Below are 10,101 nucleotides of genomic sequence, written 5' to 3' on the forward strand. Positions count from 1 at the left end.
AGGAATAATACTATCTCCGGTTACGCCACCATCGCCAATGGAGACAGCTTTATTGCCAACCCAAGACAGTTAGTAAATACCATCAAGGAACAAAGTGAAACATTGGGATGGTTAGGTATGGACATTAACCATTTTCCCAACACCCAGAACCAGTTGGCAAACGGCGTATTTAATCTAGGAGTAGAGAACTTTAGCTTTAAACTTGGTGGTTTTCTCGATGGTACAGGAAACCTTGGTTTAGCCAATGATTCCGTCACCTTCAACGCCAACGCTACCGTAAGTGTGAGGGGACTAAGCGAGAGTCAAATCAATATAGAACGGGACGACCAGGGTAATCTGAGTGGTGATGTAGAAGTTCCCGTCAATTTTGCCAACTTCTCTGGCAATGTTACTGCTAATTTCCTCAATGGCATCGTCGATATTCACGGCACTGTGGGCTACACCACCGAGAAATTCAATGGCGAAATCAATTTATTAGTCACCGATGCCAATACCGCCCGCAACGTTGCCCTTCAGCAACTCGGACCCGAAGCAGTAGAAGCAGCAGCACAAGAAGCCAGTGGGGAAACCGATGGGCGACCTCAACCAGGGGAACGGGCTTTGGCCGGTTGGGGTGTGCTTAATTTTGCCTTTACCGAATGGATGACTGGTCAGGCACAGGTAATTATTGATAATGAAGGGCACATTACCGTGGTCGGTGAGATTGCCCCCCCTGCGGAAATAGAACTCTTCCCCCAAAAGGACTACATTAAACGCCTGTTTACCGTCGAAGTCAGAACCTTGTACGGTGTTCCCTTAGTGGGTAATATCTTCCTATTTGCCAATCTAGGCATGGATGCCATGGCCAAACTAGGACCGGGCAAGATTTATAATATTCAAGTTGATGGCACTTACTCCACCGATCCCCAAGTATTCAACCGTTTTAGCATTGCCGCAACCCTGAATATTTCTGCCTTCGCTGGCTTAAGATTGCGGGGTGAAGGGGGTGCAGGAGTAGAACTAGCAGGTCATGATATCAAAGCTGGAGCAGGGATTAACGCCCTAGCGGGAGTCCAGGGATATGTAGAAGCCACACCGACCATTGGTTATCGAGAACAAGCTGACCCAGAAGCAGGTAGACAGGGAGAATTTTATCTCAATGGTCATTTAGAACTAGCCGCCCAGCCGTTTTTGGGACTAGGGGGTGACTTATTTGTAGAACTAGACAGCCCCTGGTGGTCACCAGCCCCTGACAAGAAGTGGACTTGGCCCCTCGGTCAATTAGAATATCCCTTGCCCGGAGAATTCGGTATTGGTGCTGATGTAGATTATGTAATTGGTTCGGATCAACTGCCAGAAATTCAGTTTGGGGAAGTGGACTTCAATGCTGACCGCTTCATGACCGATTTAATGAATGACCAAGTTTCATCAGGTAATCAAGGGGAACAAGAACAGCAAGGGCAATGGCAAGAAAATGCAACTACTGGAGCGAATCCAGAACCCACCCTCACCGATTCCCAAGGCGCACCGCCTCCCCAACCAGCCCAAGGACAACAGCAAACTGGTGAGGGAGAAGTACCAGCTCCCAATGTACAACAACGTTGGTTACAGGGCATGGAGGCTCTGGGTGCATTAGGGAGGCGATCGCAGTCCGATCCCTTAAACCAAGCAGAGATAGATGCCGCTTTGGCAAATCTTCGCAGGCAGTACGGCTTTACCCAATTGCGAGCTGAACAGGTTGGGGAAGATTGGCGAGTATATGCTCGGATGAATCCTGACAATAGTAATAACCCAATTACTGTGGAGGGTGAAACGTCTACTGGTGAAACAGAGGATACTACAGAGCAAGCTCCAGCTACTACCCCTTCAACTATACCGAACCTGTCATCTGGAGAGTTAGTGCGGATATATGCTAATGGAAATTGGACTGTTGGTAAATTCCAAGAGTTTTTTACCCTTAGTAATACCCAGCTCATCAAAGTAAAGGTAGGTAATAATAGTTTTGCCAAACCCGTTAACACTTTCAACCAACAGCAGGGATGGAAGCTTTACACTAGCGGTGCAACCAGGATCAACTATGGGTCATTTGATGCACATGGGCGTCCAACAGGCATTCGAGCCACACTGGGATTGCCCATACCAGAAGGTTCAACCGCTAGTTCAAGTATCCGCCCACCAGGCTTCCAAGGTGGGGATGTGGGACATGCACGAGGTCATCTACTGGGTAACCAGCTGGGTGGATCAGGAAGAGACCCCCTTAATCTTGTTACTCTCTGGCAAACTCCAGTTAACACACCCATAATGAGGGGATACGAAGCTCAAGTCCGACAAGCTGTCGAAAGTGGACAAATAGTCACCTATAGGGTTACACCTGTTTACAATGGTTCGGAACCAATGCCTATTGGTGTTACTATCCAAGCAAGAGGTGATGGAGGATTTTCTTTATCTGTCTCCATCCCCAATCGCAAGTAACAACTAGGAGATTAATCAATGACGCTAGAGTCACTCTGTCAAGTGATGTCTCCTCCAGACGCTCCATTTGAACAGGGTAGAATTGAGGAATGGCATGGAGTCGAGCAAGAAATAGGAACAACCTTGCCCAAGGACTACAAAAACTATATCAACCTCTTCGGTACAGGATGTATTGGCAAATTTTTGTGGGTGTTTAACCCATTTTCTGAAAATGAAAACTTAAACTTACCCCATCAGATTGGGACTCAGTTAGATGCAATTAGGGTGCTACAAAAGCAGTTTGGTCAAAAGTGCCCATATCCCATCTACCCAGAGCCAGAAGGATTGTTGCCATGGGGTCTTACAGATAATGGGGATGTATTATTCTGGTGTATGTCTGGTGAACCAGAAGACTGGAAAGTAGTCATACATGAAGCTAGAGGAACTAATTATGAAGAGTACTCATATGGAGTAACAGGCTTCTTGTATAACCTCATTTTGGGCAATATTGAGAGTAAGATTATCCCCTATGACTTCCTTGATAAGAATACTTTGTTTTTGCCACCGAAAAACCCTTGAACCAAAAGGTTAACTAAAACCAGTGCGATCGCGTAGCGTGGCCCTTTGGGCTAATCCCATGATCTTGTAGAGTGCGCCCTTCGACAGCGTAACGCGCCAAAGCAATCGAATCGATAACGGTACGTTACTATGGTTTCCCTTTGCTAGCGTATGCATCCCGCTCACTATTGAAGGAAAATAGTACTATAAATTGTAGACAAAGTAATGGCTGCTAAAGACCTATTCCATGACGCTGTAAAACAAGCACTCCTAAAAGACGATTGGATCATCACAGCAGATCCTCTAAAAATTAAGATTGAAGGTGTCAAACTTGAGATAGATTTAGCAGCAGATAAAGTTATCGCAGCTCAAAAAGCAGAACGGAAGATAGCAGTTGAAATAAAAAGTTTCCTCAATACTTCAGCAATTACAGATTTTCATGCTGCACTCGGTCAATTTTTAAACTATCGCCTAGCATTACAAATGAGCGAATCAGATAGAATACTGTATCTTGCAGTACCTGTTGACACATTTCAATCATTCTTCCAGGAAAAGTTCACCCAAGAAGCAGTCAAGTTTTATCAAGTAAAATTGCTCATATATAATCCTGTTGAGGAGGTAGTCATCCAATGGAAAAACTAGAAAACTACCGATTAATCATCCGCCACCTATTAACTAATCATGCCACCTTAGAAGCGAATAATCCAAATTCAGAGATAGAGTGTCAACTTATTTTTGACACAGAACATGACCATTATCAACTTTTAGATATCGGCTGGGATGGACTCAAACGAGTTTACAACTGTTTCATCCATTTAGATATCAAAGATGGCAAAGTTTGGATTCAGCGAAACATGACAGAAGCTGATTTGGCGCAAGATTTGGTGGACATGGGTATACCTAAAGCAGACATTATTCTCGGTTTACATCCCAGTTATAAACGTCCTTACACAGGCTACGGAGTGGCTTAGTAGTGGATTGGCTTAACAATAAAATTAATTATAATAATGATGAGTAATCATTTTGATTTAGATAAAATAGGAAATATGTAAAATCTCTAGTAAATGCCCAAAAAAATCAGGGTTCTTAAACAAATGCTTCGCCAAGCGGGTTTTAGAGAAATACCAGGTAAAGGAAGCCATACAAACTGGATACATCCTCTTTATGCTGGGAAACTCACAGTTTCAGGTAAAGACGGAAACGATGCTAAGCCCTATCAAGAAAATAATGTAAAAAAAGCTATTGATGAAGTAGAAGGTAACATTAATGATCAGCAAACTTAAATATCAAATGATAATTCAATGGTCAGAAGAAGATAATTGTTTTTTAGTTGGTTTCCCCGACTTCCCCGGACAAAAATGGCGGACTCATGGAGAAACTTATGAAGAAGCAGTAAAGAATGGAACTGAAGCCTTAGAATCTTTGGTAATAGCCTATCAAAAAACAGGTGAAACTCTTCCTGAACCAACTATTAGTAAAGCAGCGTAGTGCGTTCGCGTAGCGTGACCTACGGTCAATCGCGTAGCGTAGCCCTTTGGCCTAATCGCTGATCTTGTAGGGTGCGCCCTTCTACAGCTTAACCTACAAGATCAGAGTTTTCCATCTACTGAGCCTTACAATAGAAAGCAACCTATGGAGCGATCGCCATGACACCAAAACAAGAACTGCTCAAAGAACTGGAAACTGTTCCGTCACCTGTGATTAAAAAAGTGCTTAACTTCCTGCGTTTTCTCAAAGCAAAGCGATCATCTGTTGATTTCATGGACTTTGCGGGAATGGCATCTGATACCCCTGACCTGATAGATGACATTATTGGCAACATTGAAGCAAACCGCTTTAGATAGGTACCTTTCAGTCTATTGCTTTATGATCCATCCGAAGAGGTGATTTTAGAATGGAAAAAATAATCCAGTATCGCCAATATATCAAACAACTTCTGAGTGACTATGCCAGTAAAAGTCCATCTGATGAAGATGTTGAAGCGGCCTTAATATTTGACTCAGACCACGACCATTATCAAGTTGTTTACACTGGTTGGAAAAACCGCCAACCCATGTATGGTTGTGTTCTACATTTCAGCATCAAAAATGCCAAAATTTGGATACATCATGATGGAACTGAAATTGGTTTTGCCAACGAACTGGTCAAATTGGGAGTACCAAAGACCGATATTGTACTAGCATTTCAAGAACCTGCTGTACGTCAATATACTGAATTTGCAGTGAATTAGAGGAAATTGGTTTAAAAAATAAAACCCAACAAAACCACTACTCATAATGATACCGACAAGCCAGAAAATCAATCTGACTACTTCCCACCCGATCAACCAGCCGATGCTCTAAATCAATACGTCGTGACCAAATATTTGCATCCATATACTTTAATGGTTCTGGTTTACCAATGCCCTCAAATGGATTGTCCATTACAGCAGTAACCAAATCCAAAATTTTCGACGCGACTTTAAAATCGTGCTTGAACCACCAAGCCAAATCTTCCTTAAACCTAGAACTAAAACCAGGACTGCGATTAACAACCACTGGCTTTACTTGATCGGATTCAGCCTTTTTCTTCTTCTTCTTGCTCAATTCCCAATTCAGAGTAAAGTTCTTCAATGGTTTGAGGTTTGATTTTTCCAGTCTTAGACTCCTCAATTGCATCCAGCAGGCGAATTGCATTAGTAGAGTTTCTTAATAGATAAACTGTCTCAACCAAACTCCTCAAATCCGATTCTGTAATCAAAGCAACATTCTCACCATCACGACGATTGATGATATATACTTGATTATTTTGTGCAACTATATCCAACAACTTAAAAAAGTTATTTTTAGCATCCGTTGGAGATGTGATTTCGTAATCAAACATCAATTTATGTAAAGATTTACGTAAATCTATTATATCACTGTATCCCAAATCAAGCAACAGATGCTTTCCTGGAAATCAAAACCTGATCTGACTTTCTAAATTTTGAATTTTGAATTTTGAATTTTAAATTGTTATGAGTAACCATATTGAAAACTTCCCTTTAGGCAAAGAGTTAACCTTAAATGACTCCTCCAATCCCTTAACCATCCACACAACTTCCCTATCCCTCACCAAACAAAACCACCAAATCATCGAATGTCGTCTTACCTTCCAGGTAACCCCCGAACTTTACCACCGCATCGACACCGAAAAACTATTCAACCTCAAACCAGAAGTACGGGCACCCATGAGTGGTGGTAACTTTCTCCCCAGTGGTGATATCCAAATTGAAACCACTCTCCAACCGGATTTACTGCCACAGCTATTAGAAAAAGCTTCCACCGCAGAAGAAGCTGCTAACTACCTGCTTCAGCTTTGTCAACAACCCGAAAACCCCTTAACAAACAAACTACTCAGCACCGAAAGCTGGCTATGCTTATCCGTCAAACAGCAACAACCCAACGGTGAAGTGGGTTATAACACCTTCTGGAATTACCTTAATCCTTCCACCATTAACGACCCAGAAGCTACCAGCGAAGAACTTTCCGCAGGAATTGTTAACTTTTTCCAAGAATGGACCCAAGCCAACTTAGCTGAAGCTACCCAAAACGCTACCTCTGAATTTCTTGAAGGAATTAGCAGCATTTTCAACGAATTAGTTGATGAAACATTCTCCGACACAGAAGAAGATACCACCACAAACCAATCAATCTTTACCGCAATAGTTAACTTTTTTGAATCAGACCAATGGCAATTTGTCAAGATCCCAGAAACATCAGCCTTGCGTCTTTTATTCCGGGGTGAAAATGGACAATGGACTTGCTACGCCCAAGCCAGAGAAGAACAAAGACAATTTGTATTTTATTCAATTTGCCCCGTTAAGGCTCCAGAAAACAAGCGCCTAGCCATCACAGAATTTATCACTCGCGCCAACTATGGCATGATTATGGGTAATTTTGAATTCGATTTCGACGATGGAGAAATCCGCTACAAAACCAGCATTGATGTAAAAGAGGACAATCTTAGTTTGGCTTTAATTAAACCAATAGCTTATGCTAACGTGATGACAATGGATGAATATTTACCGGGAATTATGGCAGTAATTGAATCAGAGGTCGAAGTGAAAGAAGCGATTTTGCGGATTGAGGGTTAGGACAGAAATAGGCTTACCAAGATAATTCACCAGCAAGTTTCAAAACAGCCATTCGTGTGGAGTAATCAAGACGAAATACTAGAGCAGCTAATTCATTCGCCACAGCTTGAGGTACAATAACCGATCCATAAAGTTGTGGTAGTAAATCCAGTAAATTTGTTTGATAGAGATATTGAATTGGTGAGGTATCAGCAATCACATTAGGCATTCGCTAAATCCTCTGTTAATTCCGCTTCTGTTAATCTGAAAGTGTTGATACCATAGTCACTCAACTTAGATAAAAAAACTACTCGCTCAATACCAGCTAGTTGAGCAGCAGCACCAGAGGAAAGTTTACCTAATTCATAAAGTTTCATCGCAGCACTTAAACATAATTCTTGTCCTAGTGTGGTGTTAGGTTTAAAGCCTGTGCGGTTTCTTCTGGAACAGATAGGGTAACTTGATACATAATCAAGGGGAAAGCTACTTTGCTATAACTATAGCATTTATTTAATAAGTAAGGTATAGCGTTTCTTGCAGTTATGAGGTACGCTTATCAACTTCAAAGTCCCCCTTATTAAGGGGGATTTAGGGGGATAATAGGTACCTTATGGGATATAGAATTGCTATATAGTCCGTAGGGAGCATGTCAGTGCTATGAGGTACACAATTCATGGATTTTAGGGAACAGGGAACAGGTAAGAAGGTAAAAATTATTTGCACCTCATTAGGATAAAAAACGCTATATTAACTTTAACAAGGATAACGTCGAGGTGCGCAATGGATCTACACAAATCTAAAACTATACTCTTGAGTAGCATACTCTTGGCATACTTGAGTCTCAATGCTTGTAATGAACAACAGACACCGCCACCAGATACATCCACTTCCTCTCCATCTCCTATAACAGAAGTAGAAATATCCCCAACTCCTACCCAAACTCAAACTACTCCTAAGCAAAAAAACGTTAAGGTTTTTTTTCCCAAGCAACCTCAAAGTAATCAGGATTTTAGGTATGTGGAACCTGTAGTCAGAAGCACCACTAGTCGTGCAGTGGCTACTTTTGCCATTGAACAGTTGATTATTGGTCCGACCAAAGCAGAAACTAAAATTGGTTTCACCGAAGCACTACAACTTAAGGGTCAATCCAACTGTGGCAAAGATTTTACCCTCTCTATTGCAGCAGAAACCGCCACCCTCAAGTTTTGCCGTGCCATTCCTTCCCCTGGGGTAGGCTATGATGCCAGAGCTACCAGTGCTATTGAATCTACCCTCAAACAGTTCTCAACTATCAAATCGGTAGTTATCCTCAACAAAGACGGCAATTGTTTTGGGGACTTAAGTGGTGAAAACCTCTGTTTGAAGACTGGGAGCAAGGGAGAAAGACTTTCTACTAAATCTAAAATAGCAATTAATGGCATTGGCCCCATCACCGTGGGCATGACGCTGGAAGAAGCATCCCAGGCTGGCCAAGTTAAACTACTGCCAGAAGACGCTAGTAGTCGAAGAGACTATGGTTGCTTAATATCTCAGCCAGAAGGCATAGAAAATCTGTGGTTTATGGCAATAGAAGGAAAAATTGCCAGGGTAGACACACGTTCTCCCCAGATTAGCACCATTAGCGGTATCAAAGTGGGGGATAAATTAGAGAAAGTCATGTCTGTATATGGTAACAAAATAGAACTTGAACCCCATCAATATGTACCGGGTGGTAAATATGCAACCTTCGTACCAACGGATAGTTCAGATAAAAATTATCGATTGATTTTTGAAACCAATCCAGAGGGTAAGGTAACTACTTTCCGCGCTGGTAAACTACCGGAAGTGGCATGGGTAGAAGGATGTTTTTAACTCAACATTAGAGATAAGTTAGGTTATGAAAATCTTAAAGGTTCTCAAAAACGGCATGGACTTCAAATTCGACCAAGCGTTGAAAGTCCTGTGCGCTTTGTTGGTAGCGGCACAACTGTTTTTATAGCAGTCGCCAGGGCAGTTAGGACATGACAAAAGTCTCACACCCTTTGTAAGCGCAAGAGTTTGACTTCTGACTTCTGACTTCTGCTATAAGTAGCGCAACCCCTGCGATCGCACAACCCATTGGCCCTTGTGTACTAGATCCGGCTGATATTGGTGTGCCCTGTACTCGTGACATCAATCGCTGTGGCAATCCTAGGGAACCAAATACAGTGCGTTGACTGGTTCTTGTGAAGTACAGTTGGGATACTAGAAAGTGAATCTGTTAGTAATTCTATAAAGTGCCAGATGATCACAATTTAGATCAGATCACAATTAACAGTTGAGGGTTCACTTTCAACAGTGAACCCTCAACTAAATAGATTTAGCCAGTTTTGTCAAACTTAATTAAGTTAGTAATTGTTAATTAAACGAAAAATCCTATTACCCTTGATTTTTAATTAACATTACGTCTATAATTTTTATAGCCGTTTCTTCTGATATCTCTAAAGCATGATAAAGCTCGTTTAAAAACTCTTCTTCATCATCGGTAATTTCTCCATCTGCTAAAATAATATCAGTGGCGAGCGCAAAGGCTGTTCCTTGTAGCTCATAGGGGAGTGATTTTAGGGCTGCACTAAGAAGAGGCTCAGAACCTTGCCGCTGGAGGAGCATCAAAAGTCGTTCAAACATTCTTGCCATTACATCAGCTGAGTAGCTCCTGAACAGCTGCATGCGAGATAAGGCAGTAATAATAGCTTGGACCTCAGAATTAGTCGCGTATCCGTCAGCAGCACCAGCAATTAATGCGATCGCAGCAAAGGCTTCAGCTGGTCCGAGTGTTATTTGGCTGTGTTGACGACTAATTGAAATTTTGTCAAACAGACCCATTGTTGTTGTCTCTTGGAAAAGTACCTTAGTTAATACCAAGATGACATTGGTGACCGCAAACGGAATTAGTAGAAATACTGAACTTGTGACTAGACTTTGCCAAAGTTTTCTCTTTCACCTCAAGCAGGGCTATAGTTAATCTGGTTAATCTGACCGATAAACTAGAGTCAATCTCC

16 protein-coding genes and 1 pseudogene are annotated in these 10,101 nt (G+C 42.0%); 10 read left to right on the top strand and 7 right to left on the bottom strand.

Annotated elements, in window-relative coordinates; all coding sequences use genetic code 11:
• Positions 1-2,451, top strand: a 2,451-nt coding sequence (locus F6K38_RS28870; protein ID WP_287358495.1) for a DNA/RNA non-specific endonuclease, incomplete at its 5' end; no start/stop codon positions are given.
• A gap of 18 nt (positions 2,452-2,469) precedes the next feature.
• Positions 2,470-3,009: an SMI1/KNR4 family protein gene (locus tag F6K38_RS28875; RefSeq protein WP_287358496.1), complete on the top strand. Its 540-nt coding sequence runs from the start codon at positions 2,470-2,472 to the stop codon at positions 3,007-3,009.
• 9 nt (positions 3,010-3,018) lie between these two features.
• Here F6K38_RS28875 and F6K38_RS28880 read toward each other — a convergent pair whose 3' ends face one another.
• A complete protein-coding gene (locus tag F6K38_RS28880; RefSeq protein ID WP_287358498.1) occupies positions 3,019-3,165 on the bottom strand; it encodes a hypothetical protein in 147 nt (48 codons plus the stop codon).
• A 48-nt stretch (positions 3,166-3,213) separates the two neighbouring features.
• Here F6K38_RS28880 and F6K38_RS28885 point away from each other — a divergent pair, with 48 nt between their 5' ends.
• The 6 genes from F6K38_RS28885 (at position 3,214) to F6K38_RS28910 (ending at position 5,218) form a co-directional block, all read left to right on the top strand.
• On the top strand, positions 3,214-3,630 hold the full coding sequence (locus tag F6K38_RS28885) for a XisH family protein (RefSeq protein WP_287358500.1): 417 nt from the start codon (positions 3,214-3,216) through the stop codon (positions 3,628-3,630).
• The gene (locus tag F6K38_RS28890; protein WP_287358502.1) at positions 3,618-3,959 is read left to right on the top strand and encodes a XisI protein; all 342 of its coding nucleotides are present in this window, start codon (positions 3,618-3,620) and stop codon (positions 3,957-3,959) included. The genes F6K38_RS28885 and F6K38_RS28890 overlap by 13 nt, the downstream gene beginning before the upstream one ends.
• A 93-nt stretch (positions 3,960-4,052) precedes the next feature.
• A complete protein-coding gene (locus F6K38_RS28895; RefSeq protein ID WP_287358504.1) occupies positions 4,053-4,271 on the top strand; it encodes a type II toxin-antitoxin system HicA family toxin in 219 nt (72 codons plus the stop codon).
• Complete coding sequence (locus F6K38_RS28900) at positions 4,258-4,476, top strand: type II toxin-antitoxin system HicB family antitoxin (RefSeq protein ID WP_502709609.1); 219 nt, start codon at positions 4,258-4,260, stop codon at positions 4,474-4,476. The genes F6K38_RS28895 and F6K38_RS28900 overlap by 14 nt, the downstream gene beginning before the upstream one ends.
• A gap of 158 nt (positions 4,477-4,634) precedes the next feature.
• The gene (locus F6K38_RS28905; RefSeq protein WP_287358508.1) at positions 4,635-4,832 is read left to right on the top strand and encodes a hypothetical protein; all 198 of its coding nucleotides are present in this window, start codon (positions 4,635-4,637) and stop codon (positions 4,830-4,832) included.
• A gap of 50 nt (positions 4,833-4,882) precedes the next feature.
• Positions 4,883-5,218, top strand: a complete 336-nt coding sequence (locus F6K38_RS28910) for a XisI protein (protein ID WP_287358511.1) — start codon at positions 4,883-4,885, stop codon at positions 5,216-5,218.
• 37 nt (positions 5,219-5,255) lie between these two features.
• Here F6K38_RS28910 and F6K38_RS28915 read toward each other — a convergent pair whose 3' ends face one another.
• Positions 5,256-5,573 carry a Txe/YoeB family addiction module toxin gene (locus F6K38_RS28915; RefSeq protein ID WP_502709608.1) on the bottom strand — a complete coding sequence of 106 codons (318 nt, stop codon included), beginning with the start codon at positions 5,571-5,573 and terminating at the stop codon, positions 5,256-5,258.
• The gene (locus F6K38_RS28920; RefSeq protein WP_502709610.1) at positions 5,545-5,850 is read right to left on the bottom strand and encodes a type II toxin-antitoxin system Phd/YefM family antitoxin; all 306 of its coding nucleotides are present in this window, start codon (positions 5,848-5,850) and stop codon (positions 5,545-5,547) included. Before F6K38_RS28920 ends, F6K38_RS28915 begins: the two co-directional genes overlap by 29 nt.
• Before the next feature lie 133 nt (positions 5,851-5,983).
• On the opposite strand from F6K38_RS28920, the gene F6K38_RS28925 reads away from it, so the two are divergent.
• Entirely contained in the window at positions 5,984-7,102 is a 1,119-nt protein-coding gene (locus F6K38_RS28925; RefSeq protein ID WP_287358516.1) for a type III secretion system chaperone family protein, read from the top strand.
• Positions 7,103-7,115: 13 nt separating this feature from the next.
• On the opposite strand, the gene F6K38_RS28930 is transcribed toward F6K38_RS28925, so the two are convergent.
• Both F6K38_RS28930 and F6K38_RS44465 read right to left on the bottom strand, forming a co-directional pair.
• Complete coding sequence (locus F6K38_RS28930) at positions 7,116-7,310, bottom strand: PIN domain-containing protein (RefSeq protein ID WP_008178093.1); 195 nt, start codon at positions 7,308-7,310, stop codon at positions 7,116-7,118.
• Positions 7,303-7,550 (bottom strand): annotated as a pseudogene (locus F6K38_RS44465) (UPF0175 family protein). Before F6K38_RS44465 ends, F6K38_RS28930 begins: the two are co-directional and overlap by 8 nt.
• Before the next feature lie 311 nt (positions 7,551-7,861).
• Here F6K38_RS44465 and F6K38_RS28940 point away from each other — a divergent pair.
• The gene (locus F6K38_RS28940) at positions 7,862-8,932 is read left to right on the top strand and encodes a hypothetical protein (RefSeq protein ID WP_008178089.1); all 1,071 of its coding nucleotides are present in this window, start codon (positions 7,862-7,864) and stop codon (positions 8,930-8,932) included.
• 142 nt (positions 8,933-9,074) lie between these two features.
• Here F6K38_RS28940 and F6K38_RS28945 read toward each other — a convergent pair whose 3' ends face one another.
• Together F6K38_RS28945 and F6K38_RS28950 are read right to left on the bottom strand one after the other, a co-directional pair.
• Positions 9,075-9,233, bottom strand: a complete 159-nt coding sequence (locus tag F6K38_RS28945; protein ID WP_154659644.1) for a hypothetical protein — start codon at positions 9,231-9,233, stop codon at positions 9,075-9,077.
• A gap of 245 nt (positions 9,234-9,478) precedes the next feature.
• A complete protein-coding gene (locus F6K38_RS28950; RefSeq protein ID WP_008178085.1) occupies positions 9,479-9,925 on the bottom strand; it encodes a tellurite resistance TerB family protein in 447 nt (148 codons plus the stop codon).
• Positions 9,926-10,101: the final 176 nt, after the last annotated feature.

It is taken from the genome of Moorena sp. SIO3B2, assembly GCF_010692525.1.
GTDB lineage: Bacteria > Cyanobacteriota > Cyanobacteriia > Cyanobacteriales > Coleofasciculaceae > Moorena > Moorena producens.